The organism is Paraburkholderia sp. UYCP14C (genome assembly GCF_004197395.1).
Lineage (GTDB): Bacteria > Pseudomonadota > Gammaproteobacteria > Burkholderiales > Burkholderiaceae > Paraburkholderia.
Genome location: NZ_SELS01000051.1, coordinates 19148 through 43024, shown reverse-complemented (window position 1 = coordinate 43024; position 23877 = coordinate 19148). Strand labels below are relative to the sequence as shown.

The following is a 23877-nucleotide window of genomic DNA, read 5'->3' as shown; positions in this document are numbered from 1 at the left end:
TGAAGGTGTCGTTGCCGCGTCGTCCGATCCGACGCGGCAACGCCGCCCTCAATCCGCGTACTTGAACTCCGGCAACGCCTCGAGGGATTTCTTCGTCGCCTCGGGCAGCACGACGCGCCGGTTGTCGATCTGCAGATCGGTGAACGGCACGGCGACCAGATGCTTGCCCATGCCGAGAAAGCCGCCGACTGACAGGATCGCGTACGTGGTGCGCTCGGTGCCGGGCGACACGATCAGATCGTCGAGCGTGCCGATGTTGTCCTTGTTGCGGTTGTATACATCGGCACCCGACAGTTTCGACGCGCGATAGCCGCTCGCGAGCTGCACGACGTCCGTGCGTTTTTCGGTGATCGCCTGGGGGGCGCCTTGCGCGAACGCGCTGCCGCACGTGCCTAACGCGGAAAATAGCGTAATGGCGGCGAGCAGCGATGCGGAAGCGGCGAGCGGTTTGATCGGTGTGTTGCGCATCATCTTGTGTTCTCCCTGTTTGCTGTCGTGGCGTTTCAATATCGCGCGGAACGCGTGCGCCTGCCTCGATGGTGCAAATCGCGTGCCGCGGTTTTGATCTGAGGGAAATGGGCTTCGGGTCGGGCCCGAAAGTTGCTCACGGAGGCCGCCTGCTGCCTCGGGCGCTGTGCAATGTCCGGCACGCGCGTCCCGAGTGCGTACACTGGAACCACGAGCAGCAACGAATACGTGGAAAGGCAGTTGAAAAAAACACACGCGCGACCCTGAAATACCAAACTCCTTGCGTCCACTGAGAACACCTATGTCATCCCCAGCCAGTTACTCGACGCGCATCTCCGAAGGCACGCCTTTTCCGCTCGGTGCGACATGGAACGGCAGCGGCGTCAACTTCGCGCTGTTCTCCGCGCACGCAACCAAAGTCGAACTGTGTCTGTTCGATGAAACCGGCCAGCACGAACTCGAACGGATCGAGCTTCCCGAATACACCGACGAGGTATGGCATGTGTTCATACCGAATCTGAAACCGGGTGCCGTCTATGGATACCGGGTGCATGGTCCTTACGAGCCCGAGAACGGGCATCGCTTCAATCCGAACAAGCTGCTGCTCGATCCGTATGCGAAGGCGCACATCGGCGAGCTGAAATGGGCACCTGAAATTTTTGGCTATACGCTGGACGCGGAAGAGCTCGACCTGTCATTCGACGAACGCGACAGCGCGCCCTTCGTGCCGAAGTGCAAGGTGGTCGACGCGAATTTTTCGTGGAGCCATCCGGAGCGCAACGCGCTGCCGTGGGAGCGCGTGATTCTCTATGAGACGCATGTGCGCGGCTACACGAAACGTCATCCGCAAGTGCCCGAGCATTTGCGCGGCACCTTCGCGGGTCTGGCGCAGCAGCCGGTGCTCGACTACATCCGTAGCATTGGCGTGACCTCGGTCGAGCTGATGCCGATCCAGACTTTCGTCAACGACAGCCATCTGCTCGACAAGGGTCTGACGAATTACTGGGGCTACAACACGATCGGCTTTTTCGCGGCCGATCCGCGTTTCTTCGCGTCGTCGACGGATTCGGTCGGCGAGTTCAAGGAGATGGTCGACCGTTTTCACCAGGCCGATCTCGAAGTGATACTCGACGTCGTGTACAACCATACGGCCGAGGGCAACGAACGCGGCCCGACGATCTCGTTCAAGGGCATCGACAACGCGTCGTACTACCGGCTGATGCCCGACGAGCCGCGCTACTACATCAACGACACCGGCACCGGCAATACGTTGAACCTGTCGCATCCGCGCGTGCTGCAGATGGTGACCGACAGCCTGCGCTACTGGGTCACCGAGATGAAAGTGGACGGCTTCCGTTTCGATCTCGCGACGATCCTCGGCCGCGAAGATCACGGCTTCGACGAGGGCGGCGGCTTTCTCGACAGCTGCCGGCAGGACCCGGTGCTCTCCAGCATCCGCTTGATCGCCGAGCCGTGGGATTGCGGCCCGGGCGGCTATCAGGTGGGCGGCTTTCCGCCGGGCTGGGCCGAATGGAACGATCGCTTCCGCGACACCGTGCGCGCGTACTGGAAGGGCGACGAAGGCACCGCCGCCGATCTCGCGACGCGCGTCACCGCGTCGGGAGACAAGTTCAATCATCGCGGCCGGCGGCCGTGGGCGAGCGTGAACTTCATTGCCGCGCACGACGGCTTCACGCTGAACGATCTGGTCTCGTACAACGACAAGCACAACGAGGCAAATGGCGAGGACAACCGCGACGGCCATTCGGACAACAAGTCGTGGAACATGGGCGTCGAAGGACCGACCGACGACGCCGAGATCCGCCAGCAACGCGAGCGCCAGAAGCGCAATCTGCTTGCGACGCTGCTGCTGTCGCAGGGTACGCCGATGATCCTCGCCGGCGACGAATTCGGCCGCACGCAGCAGGGCAACAACAACGCGTATTGCCAGGACGACGAGATCAGCTGGGTCGATTGGGAGGCGATCGACGACGACGGCCGCGCGCTCACCGAGTTCGTGCGCAATCTGACCACGCTGCGCCACCGCTTGCCGGTGCTGCGGCGCGGCCGTTTTCTGACTGGCGAATACAACGAGACGCTCGACGTGACCGACACCCGCTGGCTATCGCCGGACGGCACCGACATCACGGACGAGCAGTGGGCCGATCCGTTGATGCGCTGCTTCGGCCTCGTGATCGACGGCCGCGCGCAGGCGAGCGGCATTCGCCGGCTCGCGTCCGACGCGACCTTATTGCTGGTGCTGAACGCGCATCACGACGTCGTCAACTTCACGCTGCCCGACATTCCCGAGGGCGAGCTCTGGACCTGCCTCGTCGACACCAACATGCCGGTGCGCGCCGAGCTGCCGCAATTCAGCGCGGGTGACGAGTACCAGGTCACCGGCCGCTCGCTGCTGCTGTTCGCGCTCGAAGCGCCGAGCCGCGCGACACAGCGCGTGTTCGACCGGCTTGAAGAGCAACTGACTTCCGACGAAGCCGAGTCCGCGCCAGGTTGATCGACGACGCCAGCCCCATTGCAGAAGCTGGGCTTAACCCAGGTACAACGTTTGCTCTTTCCGTTTGGTGACGACACGCGCGCGTCTGCGATCTTCGCGACGTCAGGAGCGCGCACACGAACAGCCAGGCTGGGGGGAACAAATGGAACAGGAACCGAGCATCGACGAGCAGATCCGCACGCGCGCCTACTATCTGTGGGAGCAGGCCGCCGATCCAAAGGGCACGCCCGAGCAATACTGGGAGCAGGCGCGCAGTGAGATCGAGAAGGAGGCACCACCGGTCGAGAGCGGACCCGTGTCGGGCGATACGATGAAATAGGCATTACTCAACAGTACTGAGTAAGGTGACTCCGGGTCGCCGCAGCGCGTGCGGCTCGGGACCGTTTCCCCACGTCCGGCTTTCGCTCCACGACATGAACGACACACCCGAGCCGCGCGGCGCGAGTCCCGCCGCGCGCATTCAGGCGGCGTCCGCCGCATTCGGTATCGAGGGCCTCGTCACGTTCGGCGTCGCCGTGATCGCGGTTGCGTGCCTGTATTTTGCGAGCGCCGTGATGATTCCGATCACGCTCGCGATCCTGTTGAGCTTTCTCGTTGCGCCGCTCGCCGATGCGCTGTGCCGGCTCAAACTCGGCCATGTCGCGTCGGTGTGCGCGGCAGTCGTGATTTCGGTGTCGGTCATCGCGCTGCTGTGCGCGATGATCGCCACCCAGCTGACCGATCTCGCGGCCGGCATGCCGCGCTATCAGGCGACCATCCAGCACAAGCTCGACACCGTGCACAGTCTGACGATCGGCAAGCTGAACCGGTTCGCCAGCGAGGCGGGGCAGGCGTTGCAGCGCGCGACGATCGAGCCGCCGCAACCGCAAGCGCCGAACGGCGCGGCGGCCGCGGCGAGCCCGCAGGCATCGGCGGCGGTGCCGGTGGAGGTACGCGAGCCGGTGCCGACGCCGTTCGAGCTCGCGCGACGGGTGCTGTCGCCGGCCATCAGTCCGCTGGAAACTGCGTTCATCGTTTTCGTCGTCACGATCGTGATCCTGCTGCAACGCGATGATCTGCGCGATCGCGCGATCCGGCTGTTCGGCTCGCGCGACCTGCATCGCACGACCACGGTGATGGACGAGACCGCGCGGCGCCTGAGCCGCTACTTCGTGTCGCAACTCGGCGTGAACACCGGCGTCGGCGTCGTGATCGGCACGGGGCTCTTTCTGATCGGCGTGCCGAGCCCGATCCTGTGGGGCATTCTGGCGGCGCTGCTGCGGCTCGTGCCGTACGTCGGCATCTGGATCGCGGCGACGCTGCCCACCGCGCTCGCCGCCGCGGTCAGTCCCGGCTGGGCGATGGCGATCTGGTCGCTGGTGCTGTTCGTGGTCGCGGAGCTGGCGGTGGGGCAGGTGGTCGAGCCGCTGCTGTATGGACGCAGCACGGGCTTGTCGCCGTTTTCGGTGGTGGTCGCGGCGATCTTCTGGAGCTGGATCTGGGGGCCGATCGGCCTGATCCTGTCCACACCGTTGACGCTGTGTCTGCTGGTGCTCGGCCGGCATGTGCGGCGTCTCGAGTTTCTCGACGTGCTGCTCGGCGATCAGCCCGCGCTGACGCCGGTCGAAAACTTCTATCAACGCGCGCTCGCGGGCGATCCGGATGAAGCGATCGAGCAGGCCGAGGTTCTGCTGCGCGACCGCTCGCTGTCCGCCTATTACGACGAGGTCGCGATCAAGGGCTTGCGGCTCGCGGCCACCGACGTAATGCGCGGCAGCGTGACGAGCGCGCAGTTCGCGCGCATCGAGTCGACGACCAACGACCTGGTGGACGGCCTCGACGGCTACGAGGATCGCGAGCCCACGCCGCATGCGACGCAGGCGAACTGGGGTGAGGTGGGGCCGCTCGCGCCCTCAGACGACACGCGGGACGCGCGGGTGGCGCCGCAATCTATCGACGCCGCGAATAGCGACATCAGCGCCCCAACGGTCACGCCAGAGCAGACCCACTGCCCTGAACAGACGCCAGTCAGCGAACCGTCCGCCGCCGCGCCCGTGTTCGCCTGGCATGCGCCGACGAGCCGCGTGTTGTGCGTGCCGGGCCGTGGCCCGCTCGATGCGCTTGCGACGGTCATCCTGCTGCAGTTGCTCGGCAAGCACGGTTTCGCGGCGCGCTCGCTGCCGCACGAGGCAGTGTCGCGTGCGTCGATCGACAGCCTCGAGGCGGGCGACATCGGCATCGTTTGCATTCTGTATCTGCAGATCGACGGCATGCCGTCGCATCTGCGCAATCTGGTGCGGCGCATTCGCGCGCGCTTGCCGAAGGTGTCGATCGTGGTTGGTCTTTGGACACCCGAGGGGACGCAGCAGTGGAGCGCGCAACAGCAGGATTCGCTGGAAGCGGAGTGCTCGGCGACGTCGTTGCAGCAGATGCTGGCCGCGTGCCGTCGCATCGATGCGACGCGAACGGTGATCGAGGAGCCGCAGTTCGAGGATGACTGAGGCCTCGTTTCAGCAGGGATCAGGTGCGACCGGCGCGCGGGATCGCTTGCATTCCGTCGCGCGCGCGCCGGCCTGGCCGGTTAGGCGCCTAGTGACCAGCGGGTTTGTCGTGCCCGGCCTTGGCCCTGGCCTTGTCCCGCTCCGGCTCGAGCTTCGTGGTGCCGCCCGTCGAAGGCGGGTCGCTAGCCGGGAAGCTGTCTTCGACCTGCTTGTCGATCTGTTTCTCGCTCTTTTCCGAGTGCGGATGCTTTTCCTTGTGCGTCGTCATGGTGCTTTCCTCCCAGGTTGAACGGCAAGACTTCGCCTCGCGCGGATCCACGCGCGCGTCGTCACGACGCGGCCCGCTCCGGCGCGCTTTGCGCCGTCGCACCGATGATCGCGAGCGCCTCCGCACGCGACAGCCCGCCGCGCATGGCGTCGGAAAGCCGTGCGGTCAGCGCTTCGCGCTCGCAGGCGAGCACCGCGTCGACGTTGCCGTCGCGCACGTACAGCGCGATGAACTGGTGATGATCGAAGTCGCCATCGACGACGATCTCGTCCCACTCGCTCGCGTGGCCGAGGTATTCGAAGTTCTTGCCGTAGTGATAGGTCCAGAAGTACGGCACGTCGACATAGCGGTTGCGCGCGCCGCACATGTTCTGCGCGGCGATGCGCGCATGCTGCTGCGCGACGCGCCAATGTTCGATACGCACCGGCTCCTGGTTCTCGTGCAGCGAGAACACCGCGAGATCGCCAGCCGCATACAGACCGCACGCCGCGTTCATGCCCGCATTGACGACCACGCCGCCGTCCTTCTGCAACGGCAATCCTTCGACGAATCCCGTAGCCGGCGCAACGCCCGTGCCGAGCAGCACGACATCGGCGGCGATGGCCTCGCCGCCTTCGAGCATCACGCTATGCACGTTGCCTGCGTCGCCCTCGAGCGATGCGACCTTCGCGTCGAGATGAAACGTCACGCCGTTGCTTTCGTGCAGCGCGCGAAACATCTGGCCCGCGCGCTCGCCGAACTGCTTCGCAAACGGCAGCTTGTCGCGCGAAATCACGGTGACGGGCACGCCGTGCTTGCGCAGCGCGGACGCGACTTCGAGGCCGATAAAGCCGCTGCCGAGAATCGCGACGCGGGTTTGCGAGGCGTCGTCGCCGAGCGCATCGATCAACGCGGCGGCATCGTCGAGGTGCCGCAGCACGTGCACGCCGCGGAGTTCGCAGCCGGGAATGTCGGGCACTTTCGGCACGCTGCCGGTCGCGAGCAGCGCGGTGTCGTATTTCAAGGGCTCGATGGCTGGCTCGCCGGTGCCCGCGCCGGCTTCGAAATGGATCGTGCGCGCAGGCACGTCGAGCCGCGCGACCTTCGCGACGATCCGCTCGATGCCGTGCGCGTGCAGCCAGTCGGGCGGCAGCAGCGGCGGCACGTCGGCGGGCGCCATTTCAAACGACGGCACGAATTTGCTGAGCGAGGTGCGGTCGTAGGGCGCGTGCGCTTCGTCGCCGATCAACGTGATGCGGCCCTCGAAGCCGAACTCGCGCAACCCGGCACAGGCGGCGGCGCCGGCCGCGCCCGCGCCGATCACCACGTAGTGCTTACTTTGCGCGGCGGTGTCGGCCGGTCGCGTGCGGGACGCCGGCTCCGGCGCGGCGATTTTTTCCGCCGACACCAGCACGTCGTCGCCATCGAGCGTGACCGGGTAGCGCTCGAGCGGCAGCAGCGCGGGCGGCTCCAGCACGTTGCCGGTCGCGACGTCGAACGTGCCCTTGTGCCACGGACAGATGATGCGGCCGTGGCACAGCGCGCCCTCTTCGAGCGGGCCTCCCGCATGGGGGCAATCAGGCGAGTACGCGCGCACGGCGTCGCCGTCGCGCACCAGCAGGATCGGCGTGTCGTCCACGGTCACGCGTATCGCGCGGTCCGCCGGCAATTCCGATAGCCGCGCGACGCGGCGGGCAGGCGTGGACATGGTGAGGCCTCGCGAATGGAAGGGCTCGCGCAGCGTACGCAAATGCGTCGCGAGCGTTGACGGAAGTGGGCTTGCCATCGAGCAGCGATGTGGCAGCAATCGCTGTGCCCGCGCGCGCGGGCGAAGCGATGCTGCGAACCCACTTTGGAAGATGAGCCGAGATGCGGTAAATTTCCAGACAGGGAATTAGCGAGCGAACAGCGGTGTGCGAATTCGTAGGCAATGCCTTCCCTAAAGCGTAGGGCAATTTGATGGAGCGGGTGACCGTGCAGCGTGCAGAACGTGTCGCAGTCGATGTACCGATGCCGTCGCGCAACTTCGCGGCGACGCGGCGCATGCTGCTGATCGTGCTGGCCGTGTCGATCGTGTTTCCGCTGGCCTGCCTCGCGGGCTACGGCTACTTCGACTACCAGCGCCGCATCTCCGACGCGAACGACATGATCGACCGCCTCGCGCGCGTCGCGCAGGAGCAGGCCGTCAAGGTGCTGGATTTGAACCGGCAGATGGCCTCGCGCGTGATCGAGCTGCTCGGCAATTCCGACGATGCGCAGATCCGCGCGAGCGAGCGCGAATTGCACGAACGTCTGCAAGGCATCGGCGGCGACTTTCCGCAGGTGGCGTCGATCGGGGTGCTCGGCGTGAACGGCGAACTGCTGGCGTCGAGCCTCGTGTATCCGGCGCCGGCGATGACGATCGGCGAGCGCGACGACTTTCTTGCCGCCAAGGCGATGCGCCCGCAGCCGTATTTCTCGATGCCGATGTTCGGCACGCTGTCGAAGATCGACGTGTTCACGACCGCGACCGGACGCTCGGGCGCGAACGGTCAGTTTCTCGGCGTGGTCATCGTGGCGCTGCGCAACGAATATTTCTCGCGCTTCTATCGCGAGCTGACCAACGGCGATCCGTCACTCGCGCTCGCGCTGTACCGGCAGGACGGCAATCTGCTGGTGCGCTATCCGGCGTGGCCGCCCGGCGCGCGGCCGTCCATGCACAGCGCGTTCATGACCGCGTTGCGCGACAAGGAGCTGTTCGGCCACGTGCGTCTGAATTCGACCGTCGACGGCATCGAGCGGCTGCTCGCGTTTCGCCGCGTCGGCGACTATCCGTTGTATGTGATGAGCGCGTACGCGACGTCGTCGATCGTGGCCGCGTGGCGCACGCACTTTCTGTTGATCGCGGCGCTGACGGCGCTGCCGTGCATCGCGATCTGGGTGCTGGTGCTGTATTCGTTGCGTCAGCTCGAAGCCGAGCGACGTGCCTGGGAGCGCTGGCAGGGCGAGGTCGCGATGCGACTTTCGGCCGAGGCGTCGAGCCGGCAACTGCAACGCATGGGCGCGCTCGGCAATCTGGTCGCCAATGTCGCGCACGACTTCAACAACCTGCTGATGGTGGTCGCGGCGAACATCGAGCTCGCCCGGCTCAAGCATTACAACGATCTCGAGAAGGAAGTGCAGGCGGTCGAGCGAGCCACCGCCTCGGCCGAAGCGCTGACGCGGCGTCTGTTGAGCGTCGCGCGCAAGCAGCCGCTCAAGCAGGAGCCGGTCGAGCTCGCGCGCTGGCTGCCGGGCGCCGTGCCGCTGCTCGACGCGGCACTCGGCGACACGATCGAGCTGGCGTTGCGCATGCCGGAGAGCCTGTGGCAGGTGCTCGTCGACCCGACCGACCTCGAGTTCGCGATCGTAAACATCGCGATGAACGCGCGCGATGCGATGCCGCATGGCGGGCGCTTCGTGATCCGCTGCCAGAACAATCGGCTGGTCAGCAGCGATACGCTGCTGCCGGACGGCGAGTACGTGCTGATCGCCTGTTCCGACGACGGCGAAGGGATGTCCGAATCGGTCGCGCGGCGCGCGTTCGAGCCGCTCTTCACGACCAAGCTGCGCGGCTCGGGCACCGGCCTCGGGCTCGCCCAGGTGCTGTCGATGTCCGAGCTGGCTGGCGGCACCGCGAAGATCGACAGCGTGCCGGGCAGCGGCACCACGGTGCGGATCTTTCTGCCGCGCTATCGCGAGCGCGCCGCGCAGGCCGGCGCCGACGCACGCCAGCCGCTGCCGACGGTGGCCGGGGCCGTGCTGCTCGTCGAGGACAACGAGGAGGTCGCGGCCGGCGTCACGGCGGTGCTCGAAACCTTCGGCTGCGAGGTGCATCACGAGCCGACCGCCGATCAGGCGCTCGACGTGCTGAGCGCCGGCGAGCGCTTCGAGCTGGTGCTGTCGGACATCCAGATGCCGGGCAAGCTGAACGGTATCGACCTGGCGGAAAAGGTCCGCAGCGCGTGGCCGTCGCAGAAGATCGCGCTGATGACCGGTTACGCCGACGAACTCGACCGCGCGCGCCGGCTCGGCATCGCGATACTCGCGAAGCCGTTCAATATCGACGAATTGCATGCGCTGGTGGCTTGCGGCACCTGAAGCCGAGGCTTCGCGATCGCTCGCCGGCGATCAATCCTTTTCCATCGCCGCGTCATACTTGCCGAGCGCGGCCGCGCCATTCAGACGCGCGCGCTTGAGCAGCGCCTGCTGCGCTTCCTTCACGTTGCCCGGCTGGCCGCGCCACGCGTTCAACGGCGGCTCCTGCAACGCGCGCCCGTATGAAAAGCTCAGATTCCACGGCAGCGCACCGAGCCGGTTCATCGCACCAAGATTGGCGCTGGCCTCCTCGGGCGACTGGCCGCCCGACAGGAACACGAGACCGGGCACCGAAGAGGGCACCGTGCGCATCAGCACGCGTACGGTCGCCGCCGCGATATGCGCGGTGCTCGACTGCTGCTGGTGCTCGGCGCCGGCCAGCACCATGCTCGGCTTCAGCACGATATGTTCGAGCACCACGCGATGCCGATGCAGCGCATGAAACACCTCATGCAACACGGCCTCGGTCACTTCCGCGCAACGCTCGATCGTGTGATCGCCGTCCATCAGCACCTCGGGTTCGACGATCGGCACGATGCCGGCTTCCTGGCTGATCGCCGCGTAGCGCGCGAGCGAATTGGCGTTCGCCTCGATCGCGAGCCGGCTCGGCAGGCTCGCCGTGATGTTGTACACCGCGCGCCACTTGGCGAAGCGCGCGCCTTGCCGCTTGTAATCGACGAAGCGCTTGGCGAGACCGTCGAGGCCTTCGGTGATCTCGTCGCCGGGAGCGAGCGCGAGCGGCACCTTGCCGAGGTCGACCTTGATGCCGGGCACGATGCCGTTCGCCGCGGCCAGTTGCGGGAACGGCGTGCCGTCGTCGGCTTTCTGGCCGAGCGTTTCCTCGTAGAGGATCACGCCGCTGACGAACTCGCCAAGGCCGGGCGTCGTCAGAAGCAGGTTTCGATACGCGCGTCGGTTTTCCTCGGTCGATTCGAGGCCGATCGTCTTGAAGCGTTTGGCGATGGTCGGGCCGCTTTCGTCGGCGGCGAGAAGACCTTTGCCTGGTTGAACCATCGCTTTGACGGTGGCTTGCAGCTCGCTACGGGTGTCCATGAGGTGTGCTCCCTTGGGTAGGCTCCGTTCGATGCGGTGTGCGGAGAAAAGCCGGTGACAGGTTCCCTGGCGTGACGGTTGGGTTCGATAGCGGACTTCATTCGCCGAGCAGATGCAGCACGATATCGCGCGGCTGCGGGTGACGGCGATGTTCGAACAGATACAGCCCCTGCCATGTGCCGAGCAGCATCCTGCCATGCTCGACGGGCACCGATAGCTGCACCTGCGTGAGCGCCGTGCGCAGATGCGCGGGCATGTCGTCGGGGCCTTCGGTGTCGTGCTCGTAGCGCGCGTCGTCCTCGGGCGCGAGGCTCTCGAAGTAGCGCTCGAGATCGCGCCGCACCGACGAATCGGCATTCTCCTGAATCAGCAGCGACGCCGACGTGTGCCGGCAAAACAGCGTCAGCAGACCGGTTCGGATGTCGGTGTCGTCGACGAAGCGGCGCACGTCGTCGGTAAACTCGACCAGGCCGCGGCCGCGGGCCTGGACGCTCAGATGATTGATGACCTGGCGCATGACGGGGCTCGAATCTCGAATGTCAGAGCGACGCGAACGCGTCCTCGATATCTTCGGCGCTGCGGGGCCGCACCACCCGTGCGAGTTCGGCGCCGTCGCGCATCAGCACGAGCGTCGGCCACAGCTTGACCTTGAACGAGCGGCCGAGCGGGCGGCCGGGGCCGTCCTCGATCTTCAGATGCCGCAGGCCCGCGTGCGGCGCGAGCGCCTGGCGGATCGATGCCTGCGCGCCCTGGCAATAGCCGCACCAGTCGGTGCCGAATTCGACGACGGTGACGCCGGGCAGGGAGTCGAGCTCGCTGCGGGTCGGAGCCTTCGGGGAATAAGCTGTCGGGGAGGTCATGCGTGCTCCGCTTGCGATCATGATCTGCCAAGGGTAGCAGCTATGCCGCGGATCGTCAGCGGAGCGGCCGTGCGCCGCCGATGCGCGCAGTGTCGCCGTGGCATGTTAAAAAGCGGTGCGCGCGTGCTCGACCGATCGACGCGCCGCGTCATCGCACGGAACCTCGCAAAACATGAACGCACGAATCTATCTGCAACATCCGCAACACAAGGACGCTATCCCCGTCGCGACCGGCTTCAGCTGGGGAGCGTGCCTGCTCGGTTTCATCTGGGCGCTGTCGAAGAGAATGTGGTTCGCCGCGTTCGTGATGCTCGGCATCAACGTGATTCTGCTGGGCATCGGTCTGTGGGGCGAGACGGCCGATCTGATCGGCTTCGTGCTGTCGATCGCGTTCGCGTTCGCATGCGGCGCCTATGGCAACCGGTGGCATCGCTGGACGCTCGAACAGCGCGGCTACGTCGTGGTGTGATCGACCGCGTGGGGCGGCTATCACACCGAGTTCTCTATCCGACCTGCGGCTACAACCCCCAGGCGCAGCAAATGCGCGCAACTGCGGGCAAGTAGCGGCGAGCGTGCCGGCAGCTTGCCGCTAACGGCGCGCATCGCCACGGCATGGCACGAGCATCCCGATACACCCGCGCACATTCCATGGATTTGGGACGGCCGTTCGCGGGTTTACGCGAGCCGCGCTCCGGGTCGATAATGCCCCGGTCGTTCCGGCCCCGAGCCTGCGACGCCTATCGTGCCTCCGATCGTTTTGCCGCGCATCGAGGCCCGCTCCACCTGAGCCACCGTCCCCGTGTTGAAAACTGCGCGTTTTTTCGACCTGCTTCGCATTCCTGGCTTCAAGCCGCTCGCCGCCGCCACGCTGATGCTCGGTGTGGCGATGTCCTTCACCGCACCGTATCTGTCGCTGTTCGGCATCGAACGCGCCGGTATGACGCCGTTCCGGCTCGGCGTGTTCATGACGCTGATCGCCGCGAGCGGTGTGCTCGCGAGCACGGCCGCCGGGCGCTGGAGCGACAGGAGCGGGCGGCATCGTCCATTGCTGCTGGCGGCGCTGATCGCCGCCGCGCTCGGTTATCTGTGTCTGTGCGTGGTGCGCGACTACCGGCTGCTGCTGGTGGTCGGCATCGTGTTCATCGGCGCGGGCGGTTCGGCGATTTCGATGGTGTTCTCGTTCAGCCGCGCGGCGCTGCCGGTGCCCGATCCCGCCGAGCGCGTGTTCGCGAGCGCGACGCTGCGCACGATCCTGTCGGCGGCATGGGTGTTCGGGCCGTCGGTCGGCGCGCTGGTGCTCGCCGCGACGAACTTTACCGGCCTGTTCCTGTTCGCGGCCGCGAGCTTCGCGACCTGCGGCTTCATCGTCTGGCGCATGCAGGAGCCGCAGAGCCATCTCGGCGATCACACGGTCGAGGACACCGCGTCGGAGCCGTCCGCGTCGATCACGGTGCCGCCGCTGAGGCAGCCCGGCGAAGATGCGCACGAAACGCTGCCGGTCGCGTCGGCCAACGACATCCTGCGCTCGGTGACCGCACTGACCCTGCTCGGCCTCGCCGCGAACGCGACGATGATCGTGCTGCCGCTCTACATCGTGCACGGGCTGAACGGCACGCATCTCGACGTGTCGGTGATGCTCGGCCTGGGTGCGCTCACCGAAATCCCGATGATGCTCGCGCTCGGCGCGAAGTCGTCGTCGCTGCACAAACCGAACTGGCTCGCCGCGTGCGCGGCCGTGCATGCGGTGTACTTCGTCGCGATGTCGATGGCCGGCAGCGTCAGCGTGCTGATTCCGATGCAGATGCTGAACGCGTTCGTGGTCGCCGTGACCTCGTGCCTGGGCATGACCTACGTGCAGGATCTGATGCCGCATTCGCCCGGACGCGCGACCGCGCTGTTCTTCAACGCGGCACGGGTCGGCTCGATCCTGTCGGGCGTGTTGTCGGGGCTGCTGGTGCAGGCGTTCAGCTATCGCGGCACGTTCCTGTTCTGCGGGCTGCTGGCGCTGTGCGCGCTCGTGCTGTTCGCGGTGCCCGGCTATCGCTATCCGCTGATGTGGCGCGCGCTGAAGCGCTTCGCGGCTGCGCAATACGCGAAGCTCGCCGCGCGCCGCGGCACGCGCGTGCCCGAGCGCAGCGAATGACGCGTGCCGACGGCGCGTTCGCTACCGCTTTCGCGCGGATGCGACGCACCTGCTGCCGCGTGGGACTTCGAGCCGCGCCGCGCCTCTGCAAAAAAATGCGGCCTGCTTCGATACATTCGGCGTAGCGCTCGACACAGCGCCTATGCTTAAGGGCAGCCACGCCGCCGCAACACGACGAACAGATGATCGGGCGGCGCAACCCAGCATCTATCGGAGCGAGCTATGCAGCTAGGCATGATTGGATTGGGACGAATGGGCGCCGACATGGTGCGGCGCCTGACCAAGGGCGCTCAGCAATGCATCGTGTACGACGTGCAGCCGGCGGCGGTCGACCGGCTGAAGCAGGAGGGCATAGCCGGCGCGAGTTCGCTCGAAGACTTCGTCGCGAAGCTCGACAAGCCGCGCGCCGTGTGGCTGATGGTGCCCGCCGCCGTGGTCGACGCGACGCTCGACAAGCTCGTGCCGCTGCTCGAGCCGGGCGATGTCGTGATCGACGGCGGCAACTCCTACTATCACGACGACATCCGCCGCGGCCAGCAACTCGGCGCGCGCAAGATTCACTACGTGGACGTCGGCACGAGCGGCGGCGTGGCCGGGCGCGAGCGCGGCTACTGTCTGATGATCGGTGGCGAAACCGAGGTGGTCAAACGGCTCGAACCGATCTTCTCGACGTTGGCGCCAGGCGCGGGCACGGCGAGCGCGACGCCGGGCCGCGCGGCCGGCGCCAGCACCGCCGAGCAGGGCTTTCTGCATTGCGGCCCGCAAGGCGCGGGGCATTTCGTCAAGATGGTTCATAACGGCATCGAGTACGGGCTGATGGCCGCCTATGCCGAGGGCCTGAACGTGCTGCGCCACGCCGACGCCGGCCGGCAGGCGCGCGAAGTCGATGCGGAGACGTCGCCGCTGCGCAACCCCGAGCTGTATCAGTACGATCTGAATCTTGCCGATATTGCCGAGGTCTGGCGGCGCGGCAGCGTGATCGGCTCGTGGCTGCTCGATCTGATCGCCGGCTCGCTTGCCGGCGACACCGAACTGAAAGGCTACGCGGGCCGCGTATCGGATTCGGGTGAGGGGCGCTGGACCGTCGCGGCGGCCATCGACGAAGGCGTGCCGACGCCGGTGCTGAGCGCGGCGCTGTTCGCGCGCTTCAGCTCGCGCGGTGACGCCGATTTCGCCAATCGCGTGCTGTCGGCGATGCGGCACGATTTCGGCGGCCACGCGGAAAAACCCGCCGCGCCGGACGGCGCGCCGAACTAGCCGAGGCCAACCACGAGCGCGCCATCGCGCCGACCCGTCCCCGCGAACTTGCCCCAAGGAGCCGCGATGCCAGTCACCTCCACCACGCCGCACGACGTCGTGTTTCTGTTCGATTGCGACAACACGCTGCTCGACAACGATCACGTGCTGCAGGATCTGCGCGCGCACATGATGGGCCAGTTCGGCGAAGAGAACAGTGCACGCTACTGGGAAATCTTCGAGAACCTGCGCACCGAACTCGGCTACGCCGACTACCTCGGCGCGCTGCAACGCTACCGGACCGAGCATCCACGCGATACGCGTCTGCTGCTGATGTCGTCGTTCCTGATCGAGTATCCGTTTGCGAACCGGCTCTATCCGGGTGCGCTCGATGCGCTGCGCCATGTCGGCAAACACGGGCCGACGGTGATCCTGTCGGACGGGGACGTCGTGTTCCAGCCACGCAAGATTTCGCGCTCGGGCCTGTGGGACGAAGTCGACGGGCGCGTGCTGATCTACATCCACAAGGAGTTGATGCTCGATCAGGTGATGGAATGCTATCCGGCGCACCATTACGTGATGGTCGACGACAAGCTGCGAATTCTGAGCGCAATGAAAAAGTCATGGGGCGCGGGACTGACCACCGTGTTTCCGCGCCAGGGGCACTATGCATTCGATGCGAAGGAGATCGCGAGCAATCCGCCCGCGGACGTGACGGTCGGGCGGATCGGCGAGCTGGCGGAGATCGACGTGGAAACGCTGTTGCAAAGCGCGAAGGGCAACTAGGCGGCGCAGCGCCTGGCGTGCGCAGTGAGCGCTGTGTGCGGGCGCCGTCTCATGCGTGAAGTGGCGGTGTCATGCGCCGAGCGCTTTCAGGCGCGCCCGGGTCTCGGCCGCGCCCATCCGTGCGGCGGCATCGGCCGCGCTGACGCCGTTCGCGTCGCGCGCATGCGGGTTGGCGCCGTGCGCGAGCAGCAGGTCGACGATCGCGGTGCGGTTGAACATCGCCGCGATCATCAGCGCGGTGCGGCCTTCGGGCGATGCACCTTCGACGTCGGCGCCATGCGCGAGCAAGGTGTCGATCACCTGGTCGAAGCCCTTGAACGCGGCGCCCGCGATCGGCGTCTGTCCGGCGTCGTTGCGCAGGTTCGCATCGGCGCCCTGTTCGAGCAGCGTGCGCACCGCGTCGACGTGACCGTGGTAGCTCGCGAGCATCAGCAGGCTGTCGCCGCGCTCGTTGCGCAGATTCGGCGGCACGCCTTTCTCGATCACGGCGGCGAGCATCGCCGCATCGCCGCGCCGCGCGAGGTCGAAGACTTCGCGCGCAAGCGCCTGCAATTCAGGATCGGGTTGCGATGCGGGCGGATTGTCGGTGCGGTCGGTCAAGGCACTCTCCTTGCGGTGGATCAGCGGTGCGACGCAACCGCCGCGCCTGGTCTCTTTCAGCGAGCATACACATTCGGCGGCGCTCGGGTCGGCGCGCTGGCAGCGGCGCCGCAGCGCTAGCCATGGCCGCCGAACAGCTTGATCAGCAGCCCGAATATGCCGATCGGTATGGCGATCGCCACGCAGGTCAACACGAGCGTAAGGAACAGAATCACGAGCACTTTGAGTGGACTGGAAGATGTCGACATAACGGCCATGACCTAAAACAAAGGAACCTCGAAAGAAACCACTTCGCGTAAGGCAAATGCAGCACGAATGCCACATTCAGCGCGACATACTGCGAGGGGGAGAGGCATTCACCCCGTTTGAGCAGCTTAGTACATTCGACTCGCGCACCGCGGCTCCGTTTCGAGCGCACTGAACCACGACGCGCCGATTCGCGCGAGGCGCCTCGCGAACAGCCGCCGTAACCATCCCCCATCCGCCCGTTTTCGAGGAGTGACGCAATGGCCGAATCAAGCTCGCATTCCACCCCGCCGCAAGTGCTGGATCCCGACACGCTGCGCAACATCGACCGCTACTGGCGCGCGTGCAATTACCTGTCGGTCGGCATGATCTATCTGCGCGACAATCCGCTGCTGCGCGAAGCGTTGAAACCCGAGCACATCAAGAACCGGCTGCTCGGTCACTGGGGCTCCGACGCCGGCCAAAGTTTCGTGCTTGTGCATCTGAACCGGCTGATCCGCAAACACGATCTCGACGTGATCTATCTGTCCGGCCCCGGCCACGGCGCGCCCGCGAGCCTCGCGCATTGCTACCTCGAAGGCCATTACTCGGAGATTTATCCGGACCGCAGCGAGGACGAAGCCGGCATGCGGCGCTTTTTCCGGCAATTCTCGTTTCCGGGCGGCATCGGTTCGCATTGCACGCCGGAAACACCGGGCTCGATTCACGAGGGCGGCGAACTCGGCTACAGCTTGTCGCACGGCTACGGCGCCGCGTTCGACAACCCCGAACTGATCGTCACCGTGATGATCGGCGACGGCGAAGCGGAAACCGGCCCGCTCGCCACGTCGTGGCATTCGAACAAATTCCTGAACCCGATCCGCGACGGCGCGGTGCTGCCGGTGCTGCATCTGAACGGCTACAAGATCGCCAATCCGACGCTGCTCGCGCGCATTCCGCGCGAAGAACTCGAAGCCTTGATGGTCGGTTACGGGCATAAGCCCTATTTCGTCGAAGGCGACGATCCCGACACGATGCATCAGCAGATGGCCGCGACGCTCGAACAATGCATCGGCGAAATCCGCGCGATCCAGCAGCATGCGCGGCGGAACAACGACACCACGCGGCCGCGCTGGCCGATGGTCGTGCTGCGTTCGCCGAAGGGCTGGACCGGGCCGAAGGAAGTCGACGGTCACAAGGTGGAAGGCTCGTGGCGCGCGCATCAGGTGCCGGTGCCCGATCCGGCGACCAATCGCAAGAGCCTGCAGATCGTCGAGGAGTGGCTGCGCAGCTACGGCCCCGACACGCTGTTCGACGCGAACGGCCGGCTTGTCGACGAACTGCGCGCGCTCGCGCCCGAGGGCGCACGCCGCATCAGCGCGAATCCGCACGCGAACGGCGGGCTGCTGTGCAAGACGCTCGACATGCCGCCGTTCCGCGATTACGCGGTGGCCGTGAAGAAACCGGCGGCGGCCTATACGTCGCCGACCGCGGTGCTCGGCACGTTCCTGCGCGACGTGATGCGCAACAACATGTCGAATTTCCGGCTGTTCGGTCCCGATGAGACCGCGAGCAACAAGCTGCAGGCGGTGTATGAAGCCTCGGGCAAGACCTGGCTGGCCGGGCTCGAAGCGAGCGACGCCGACGGCGGCGACCTGTCGCCCGATGGCCGCGTGATGGAATTGCTCAGCGAGCACACGCTCGAGGGCTGGTTCGAAGGCTATGTGCTGACCGGACGCCACGGACTCTTCGCGACCTATGAAGCGTTCGTGCACGTGATCGACTCGATGTTCAACCAGCACGCGAAGTGGCTCGAAAAGGCCAAGCGCGATCTCGGCTGGCGGCAGCCGGTGCCGTCGATCAACCTGCTGATCACGTCGCTCGTGTGGCGCCAGGATCACAACGGCTTCACGCATCAGGACCCCGGTTTTCTCGATGTGGTCACCAACAAGAGTCCCGATGTGGTGCGCATTTATCTGCCGCCCGACGCGAACTGTCTGCTGAGCGTCGCCGATCACTGCCTGCGCTCGCGCGACTACGTGAATGTGATCGTGTCCGACAAGCAGCCGCATCTGACCTATCTCGACATGGACGCGGCCGTCACGCATTGTACGAAGGGCATCGGCATCTGGGAGTGGGCATCGACCGATCAGGGCGTCGAGCCGGACGTCGTGATCGCGTGCGCGGGCGACATCGCGACGATGGAAGCGCTCGCCGCCGCACAGATCCTGAGAGAGCGCTGCCCGACGCTCAAGGTCCGCTTCGTCAACGTGGTCGATCTGTTCCGGCTGATGCCCGAGCATGCGCATCCGCATGGACTATCCGACCGCGATTTCGATTCGCTGTTTACGACCGGAAAGCCGGTGATCTTCAACTTCCATTCGTATCCGACGCTCGTGCACAAGCTCACGTACAACCGGCAGAATCACGACAACATTCACGTGCATGGCTATAACGAGAAGGGCAACATCAATACGCCGCTCGAACTCGCGATCATCAACGGGGTCGACCGCTTCACGCTGGCGATCGACGTGATCGATCGGGTGCCGCCGCTGCGCGGCGTCGGCGATCATACGAAGGAGTGGCTGCGCGGGCAGATCATCGAGCATCTCGCGTATGCGCACGAGGAAGGGATCGACAAGGAGGAAATCCGCAACTGGACGTGGAAAGCCTGAGCGAGGACGCGGCATGCACAACCACGATCAGGAACGGACGATTCTGGTGCTGAACAGCGGCTCGTCGTCGTTGAAGTTCGGGCTTTTCGCCCACTCGGCCGACGACGAAACGCTGTTGCTCGAAGGCGCGGCCGAGGGCATCGGCCGCGAGGATGGCCGCCTGCGCATCAAGGCGGCCGATGGCTGCGTGCTGTTGCAGCAGGAGCACACGCTCGAATCGCAGACCGAGGCGCTGCAGAAGCTTGCGCAGGTGCTCGTGCAGCAGCATCATGCGCGGCCTTCGGCGGTCGGGCATCGCGTCGTGCATGGCGGCCCGCATCTGCGCACGCACCGGCGCATCACCGACGACGTGCGCCGGCAGTTGCGCGACGCGCTGCACTTCGCGCCGCTGCATATCCCGCCGGCACTCGCGTTGATCGACGAGGCCACGCAGATTTTCGGCGACGCCACGCATTACGCGTGCTTCGACACTGCGTTTCATGCAACGCTGCCGCCGCGCGCCGCGCAGCTGTCGATACCGCGCCGCTATGCGGACGCCGGCGTGATCCGCTATGGCTTTCATGGGCTGTCGTACGAATCGCTGGTCAGGCAGCTCGGCGCGGCGTTGCCGTCGCGCGCGGTGTTCGCGCATCTCGGCAACGGGTCGAGCTTGTGCGCGCTGCTCGATGGGAGATCGGTCGATACGTCGATGGGCTTGACGCCGACGGGGGGCATCCCGATGGGCACGCGCTGCGGCGACCTCGATCCGGGCGTGCTGCTGTATCTGATGCGCGCGGAACGGCTCGACGCCGATGCGCTGGAAACGCTGCTCAATCGCCAGAGCGGTCTGGCCGGTTACGCGGACGGCGAAAGCGACATGCAAGCGCTCGAACAACGCGCGGCGGCCGGCGACGCGCAGGCGTCCCTCGCGCTCGATGCCTTTGCTATCGCGGTGCGCAAGACCATCGGCGGGTACGCGGCACTGCTTGGCGGCATCGATCTGCTGGTGTTCACCGGCGGGATCGGCGAGCACAGCACGGAGATCCGGCGACGCGTATGCGAAGGGCTCGCGTTCGCGGGGCTCATCGAGAACGATCCGGCGGGCAAGGTGAGGGTGCTGCACACCGAGGAGGAAAGGCAGATCGCGCGGCATTGCCGGGAACTGCTGTTGGCAGGGGAGGGTTGAGCCGCTCGTGCCGTTCGAGCCACGCTATGACGATTTGACCACGGTCCGGTCCGCGATGGCGGTGACGCCGAACAGGCGCGCCACGTCTTCGAGCATCGCGGCGCGCTGTGCTTCGCGCTGAAGCTCGCCCGACAGCGTGATGCGCCCCCGCGCCACTTTCACGCGCACGGCATGCGGCGGGACGGCCGAGTCCCACGCGAGACGGCGCGTCGCTTCGGCGGCGATCTGCGCGTCAGTCAGGCGGGGAGAATCGCAAGACTTCGACCTTGTGGACCGCATGGCTTTTCCACCGCACAGAATGCTGATCCACCAACACTAGCAGATGCAGCAGGTTTTGCCGACGCGGGCTGGCTTCGCCGCTGCCGCCGCCCGATCGCGGGTATGCTCACGATTCGTTCCGACTCAGGCAAGGCCCGAATCATGTCCGACTTTCCCATCGACAACCCGTTTCTCGAATCGCTCGGCGTGCGTCTGACGCATTGGCGCGACGGCTACGCCGAGCTGCTGATGCCGATCGACGCGAACAAGCTCAATCGTCAGGGCGTGCTGCAAGGCGGCGCGATCGCGACGCTGCTCGATGCCGCCGCCGGCTACGCGGGCCTCTACGCGCCACCGGGGCAGCCGGCGCGGCATGGCTTCACGCTGTCGCTGACCACCAACTATCTGGACAAGGGGCTCGGCGCGTCGGTCACCGCGAAGGGCTTTCTCGAACGCGCGGGCCGTTCGATTTTCTTTTCGCGCGCGGAAGCGTGGGTGGACGGCAAGCTGCTGATCGCGAGCGCGCAGGGCACCTTCAAGTATTCGAAGACCGCCTGAGCGCCGGCCGCGCGGGTCGCGCAGATTCGCTCACCGCGCCGCCTCCGCCACGTTTATCATAGTGCCCACCTGACAGAACGCGCCGTCCAGCCGCGAACGGCGCGCGCATCTTCCACGAGACCTCGCATCCCCATGAATTCGACTCCCGACGCTCCTTCCCGACCCTCGCTGCGCGCGCTGACCGCGCTCGAAGGACGTGTTCTCGGCGTGCTCGTCGAAAAACAGAACACGGTACCCGACAGCTATCCGTTGTCGTTGAACGCGCTGACGCTCGGCTGCAATCAGAAGACCGGCCGCGCGCCGGTGATGAACGCGACCGAGGCCGAGGTGCTGACCGCCGTCGACGGCCTGAAACGCCTGAGCCTCGTGTTCGAAGGCAGCAGCAGCCGCGTGCCGCGCTTCGAGCACAACATGAACCGCGTGCTCGGGCTACCCGGACAGTCGGTCGCGCTGCTGACCACGCTGCTGCTCCGCGGCCCGCAAACGGCCGCGGAACTGCGTCTGAACAGCGCGCGCCTGCATGGCTTCGCCGATATTTCGTCGGTCGAGGCGTTCCTCGACGAACTGGCCGCGAACGATCCGCCCCGGGTAATCCGCTTGCCGCGCGTCGTGGGCGAGCGTGAGAATCGCTGGATGCATCTGCTGTGCGGCGAGGTCAGCATCAGCGACGCCGCGCAGTCCGCGCTCGCCGAGGACGACAGCGTGCCGCTGTCCGCATTCGAGGCGCTGAAGGCCGAGCAGAAACGTCTCGCCGATGAAGTCAGCCGGCTTCAGGCCGTCGTGCGGCGCATGGCGACGGAGCTGGGTATTAGCGCGGACGATTTGTGATCTGAAACAGAGGCGGACGCGCCTGGCCGCGCGTTTCACGCATCGCGCCGGCGCGGCCTATCGGCCAGCAACGTGCGCTGAGTGCGATAGAAGATCCGCGGCGGCACGTTCGGCGAGTCTTCGGCGAGGCGGTCGAGTTCGGTACGGATCGCGGTGAGGTAGTGCGCTTCGCGCGCATCGGCGTCGCCGGCAAACACCGCCTCGAGCCGCCGACGCACCGCGCCATAGCGCGCACCGGCCGCGCGATGCTTCTCGGCACGCTCCGCATAACGCAGAAAAGTCTGCAAGGCGGCTGAAAGCGCCGCCGCCACGCTGACCAGCCCAATGAAAATCCGCATCTCGATCGACACCGGCGGCGCGCTCAGCGACGCGAACACCGCGGTGCCGACGAACGCGGTCAGCACGGTGACGAACCAGCCGATGCCGCGCTCGCGCGCCGATAGCAGGTCCGCCATGTCGTAATGGCTCATCTGCGATTCGCGCGCGCGGCGAATCCATTTCAACAGCAACTCGGTTTCGTCGACGGGCGGCTCGTAGGGGGGCAGGGTCGTCATCGCTCAGGTTTCGGCACGCGCGTCAATCATAGGAAAACGAGCTGCCGAATTTCTCGATCCGCTCCAGCGCCATGCCCGAGCCGCGCACCACGCAGGTCAGCGGCGCCTCGGCGACGAACACCGGCAGGCCGGTTTCCTCGGCGAGCAGGCGGTCGAGATCGCGCAACAGCGCGCCGCCGCCCGCGAGCGTGATGCCGCGCTCGGCGATGTCCGCGCCGAGTTCCGGGGGTGTCTGTTCGAGCGCGATCTTCACCGACGACACGATCTGGTTCAGCGGATCGGTCAGCGCTTCGAGAATTTCGTTGCTCGACACCGTGAAGCTGCGCGGAATGCCCTCGGACATGTTGCGGCCTTTGACTTCCATCTCCATGACCTCGGAGCCCGGAAACGCGGAGCCGATTTCCTTCTTGATCGCTTCGGCCGTCTGCTCGCCGATCAGCATGCCGTAGTTGCGGCGGATGTAGTTGACGATGGCGTCGTCGAACTTGTCGCCGCCGACGCGCACCGAGCCCTTGTACACGATGCCGCCGAGGGAGATCACGCCGACTTCGGTGGTGCCGCCGCCGATATCGACGACCATCGAGCCGGTTGCATCCGACACCGGCAGACCAGCGCCCGTCGCGGCGGCCATCGGCTCCTCGATCAGATAGACCTGCGAGGCGCCCGCGCTATGCGCGGCCTCCTTGATCGCGCGGCGCTCGACCTGGGTCGAGCCGCACGGCACGCAGATGATGATGCGCGGCGATGGTGCGAACAGCCGCGACTCATGCGCCATCTGGATGAAGCGCTTGATCATCTGCTGGGTGATGTTGAAGTCGGCGATCACGCCGTCTTTCATCGGGCGGATCGCCTCGATGTTGCCCGGCACCTTGCCGAGCATCTGCTTCGCTTCGCGGCCGACGGCGAGGATGATCTTCTTGCCGTTGGGGCCGCCTTCCTGGCGGATCGACACGACCGACGGCTCGTCGAGCACGATGCCCTTGCCGCGCATGTAGATCAGCGTGTTCGACGTGCCGAGGTCGATCGCGAGGTCGTTGGAGAAGTAGCCGCGCAGAAAACCGAACATGCGTATTCCTGTCTTTTCGAAGGCGGCCGCGTGAGCGCCGCCGG

At 66.0% G+C, this 23877-nt stretch carries 23 protein-coding genes; 12 read left to right on the top strand and 11 right to left on the bottom strand.

Going from position 1 to position 23877, the window contains the following annotated elements:
- Nucleotides 1-48: 48 nt before the first annotated feature.
- Nucleotides 49-471 (bottom strand): PRC-barrel domain-containing protein, encoded by a 423-nt coding sequence (locus EVC45_RS33165; protein ID WP_129962393.1) that lies wholly within the window; start codon nucleotides 469-471, stop codon nucleotides 49-51.
- Nucleotides 472-769: 298 nt separating this feature from the next.
- Between EVC45_RS33165 and glgX the strand changes: the two genes are divergently transcribed.
- The 3 genes from glgX to EVC45_RS33150 all read left to right on the top strand — a co-directional run bounded on the left by glgX (nucleotide 770) and on the right by EVC45_RS33150 (nucleotide 5463).
- Nucleotides 770-2983, top strand: a complete 2214-nt coding sequence (gene glgX, locus EVC45_RS33160; protein WP_129962392.1) for a glycogen debranching protein GlgX — start codon at nucleotides 770-772, stop codon at nucleotides 2981-2983.
- A gap of 142 nt (nucleotides 2984-3125) precedes the next feature.
- Nucleotides 3126-3302: a DUF2934 domain-containing protein gene (locus EVC45_RS33155; RefSeq protein WP_129962391.1), complete on the top strand. Its 177-nt coding sequence runs from the start codon at nucleotides 3126-3128 to the stop codon at nucleotides 3300-3302.
- 94 nt (nucleotides 3303-3396) lie between these two features.
- Nucleotides 3397-5463, top strand: a complete 2067-nt coding sequence (locus tag EVC45_RS33150) for an AI-2E family transporter (protein WP_129962390.1) — start codon at nucleotides 3397-3399, stop codon at nucleotides 5461-5463.
- Nucleotides 5464-5551: 88 nt separating this feature from the next.
- Here EVC45_RS33150 and EVC45_RS33145 read toward each other — a convergent pair whose 3' ends face one another.
- Entirely contained in the window at nucleotides 5552-5731 is a 180-nt protein-coding gene (locus EVC45_RS33145; RefSeq protein ID WP_129962389.1) for a hypothetical protein, read from the bottom strand.
- Nucleotides 5732-5792: 61 nt separating this feature from the next.
- Nucleotides 5793-7418: an FAD-dependent oxidoreductase gene (locus tag EVC45_RS33140; protein WP_129962388.1), complete on the bottom strand. Its 1626-nt coding sequence runs from the start codon at nucleotides 7416-7418 to the stop codon at nucleotides 5793-5795.
- A 266-nt stretch (nucleotides 7419-7684) separates the two neighbouring features.
- Here EVC45_RS33140 and EVC45_RS33135 point away from each other — a divergent pair, with 266 nt between their 5' ends.
- Nucleotides 7685-9829, top strand: coding sequence for a hybrid sensor histidine kinase/response regulator (locus tag EVC45_RS33135; RefSeq protein ID WP_248295353.1), 2145 nt, complete (start codon nucleotides 7685-7687; stop codon nucleotides 9827-9829).
- A gap of 30 nt (nucleotides 9830-9859) precedes the next feature.
- On the opposite strand, the gene EVC45_RS33130 is transcribed toward EVC45_RS33135, so the two are convergent.
- The 3 genes from EVC45_RS33130 to EVC45_RS33120 all read right to left on the bottom strand — a co-directional run bounded on the left by EVC45_RS33130 (nucleotide 9860) and on the right by EVC45_RS33120 (nucleotide 11739).
- The gene (locus EVC45_RS33130; RefSeq protein ID WP_129962386.1) at nucleotides 9860-10879 is read right to left on the bottom strand and encodes a class I fructose-bisphosphate aldolase; all 1020 of its coding nucleotides are present in this window, start codon (nucleotides 10877-10879) and stop codon (nucleotides 9860-9862) included.
- Between the two features lie 97 nt (nucleotides 10880-10976).
- Complete coding sequence (locus tag EVC45_RS33125; RefSeq protein WP_129962385.1) at nucleotides 10977-11396, bottom strand: secondary thiamine-phosphate synthase enzyme YjbQ; 420 nt, start codon at nucleotides 11394-11396, stop codon at nucleotides 10977-10979.
- A 22-nt stretch (nucleotides 11397-11418) separates the two neighbouring features.
- Nucleotides 11419-11739 carry a thioredoxin family protein gene (locus EVC45_RS33120; RefSeq protein WP_129962384.1) on the bottom strand — a complete coding sequence of 107 codons (321 nt, stop codon included), beginning with the start codon at nucleotides 11737-11739 and terminating at the stop codon, nucleotides 11419-11421.
- A gap of 172 nt (nucleotides 11740-11911) precedes the next feature.
- On the opposite strand from EVC45_RS33120, the gene EVC45_RS33115 reads away from it, so the two are divergent.
- From EVC45_RS33115 to EVC45_RS33100, 4 genes are all read left to right on the top strand, one after another.
- A complete protein-coding gene (locus EVC45_RS33115) occupies nucleotides 11912-12208 on the top strand; it encodes a DUF2628 domain-containing protein (protein ID WP_129962383.1) in 297 nt (98 codons plus the stop codon).
- A 330-nt stretch (nucleotides 12209-12538) separates the two neighbouring features.
- The gene (locus EVC45_RS33110) at nucleotides 12539-13882 is read left to right on the top strand and encodes a sugar efflux transporter (protein ID WP_129962382.1); all 1344 of its coding nucleotides are present in this window, start codon (nucleotides 12539-12541) and stop codon (nucleotides 13880-13882) included.
- Between the two features lie 222 nt (nucleotides 13883-14104).
- Nucleotides 14105-15139 (top strand): phosphogluconate dehydrogenase (NAD(+)-dependent, decarboxylating), encoded by a 1035-nt coding sequence (gene gnd / locus EVC45_RS33105; protein WP_129962381.1) that lies wholly within the window; start codon nucleotides 14105-14107, stop codon nucleotides 15137-15139.
- Between the two features lie 66 nt (nucleotides 15140-15205).
- Nucleotides 15206-15904, top strand: coding sequence for an HAD family hydrolase (locus EVC45_RS33100; RefSeq protein ID WP_129962380.1), 699 nt, complete (start codon nucleotides 15206-15208; stop codon nucleotides 15902-15904).
- Nucleotides 15905-15973: 69 nt separating this feature from the next.
- Here the strand turns inward: EVC45_RS33100 and EVC45_RS33095 are convergent, their stop codons facing one another.
- Both EVC45_RS33095 and EVC45_RS47745 read right to left on the bottom strand, forming a co-directional pair.
- Nucleotides 15974-16504, bottom strand: a complete 531-nt coding sequence (locus EVC45_RS33095; RefSeq protein ID WP_129962379.1) for an ankyrin repeat domain-containing protein — start codon at nucleotides 16502-16504, stop codon at nucleotides 15974-15976.
- A 116-nt stretch (nucleotides 16505-16620) separates the two neighbouring features.
- Nucleotides 16621-16752, bottom strand: a complete 132-nt coding sequence (locus EVC45_RS47745) for a hypothetical protein (protein WP_306770814.1) — start codon at nucleotides 16750-16752, stop codon at nucleotides 16621-16623.
- Nucleotides 16753-17010: 258 nt separating this feature from the next.
- On the opposite strand from EVC45_RS47745, the gene EVC45_RS33090 reads away from it, so the two are divergent.
- Nucleotides 17011-19404, top strand: coding sequence for a phosphoketolase (locus EVC45_RS33090; protein WP_129962378.1), 2394 nt, complete (start codon nucleotides 17011-17013; stop codon nucleotides 19402-19404).
- A 13-nt stretch (nucleotides 19405-19417) separates the two neighbouring features.
- Nucleotides 19418-20569, top strand: coding sequence for an acetate/propionate family kinase (locus tag EVC45_RS33085; RefSeq protein WP_129962377.1), 1152 nt, complete (start codon nucleotides 19418-19420; stop codon nucleotides 20567-20569).
- A 24-nt stretch (nucleotides 20570-20593) separates the two neighbouring features.
- Here EVC45_RS33085 and EVC45_RS33080 read toward each other — a convergent pair whose 3' ends face one another.
- Nucleotides 20594-20848 carry a BON domain-containing protein gene (locus tag EVC45_RS33080; RefSeq protein WP_129962376.1) on the bottom strand — a complete coding sequence of 85 codons (255 nt, stop codon included), beginning with the start codon at nucleotides 20846-20848 and terminating at the stop codon, nucleotides 20594-20596.
- Nucleotides 20849-20989: 141 nt separating this feature from the next.
- Between EVC45_RS33080 and EVC45_RS33075 the strand changes: the two genes are divergently transcribed.
- Both EVC45_RS33075 and EVC45_RS33070 read left to right on the top strand, forming a co-directional pair.
- A complete protein-coding gene (locus tag EVC45_RS33075) occupies nucleotides 20990-21385 on the top strand; it encodes a PaaI family thioesterase (RefSeq protein WP_129962375.1) in 396 nt (131 codons plus the stop codon).
- A 132-nt stretch (nucleotides 21386-21517) separates the two neighbouring features.
- The gene (locus EVC45_RS33070; RefSeq protein WP_129962374.1) at nucleotides 21518-22213 is read left to right on the top strand and encodes a YceH family protein; all 696 of its coding nucleotides are present in this window, start codon (nucleotides 21518-21520) and stop codon (nucleotides 22211-22213) included.
- Nucleotides 22214-22248: 35 nt separating this feature from the next.
- Here the strand turns inward: EVC45_RS33070 and EVC45_RS33065 are convergent, their stop codons facing one another.
- Together EVC45_RS33065 and EVC45_RS33060 are read right to left on the bottom strand one after the other, a co-directional pair.
- Nucleotides 22249-22767: an SLATT domain-containing protein gene (locus EVC45_RS33065; RefSeq protein WP_129962373.1), complete on the bottom strand. Its 519-nt coding sequence runs from the start codon at nucleotides 22765-22767 to the stop codon at nucleotides 22249-22251.
- A 22-nt stretch (nucleotides 22768-22789) separates the two neighbouring features.
- On the bottom strand, nucleotides 22790-23833 hold the full coding sequence (locus tag EVC45_RS33060; RefSeq protein WP_013091688.1) for a rod shape-determining protein: 1044 nt from the start codon (nucleotides 23831-23833) through the stop codon (nucleotides 22790-22792).
- Between the last annotated feature and the right edge of the window lie 44 nt (nucleotides 23834-23877).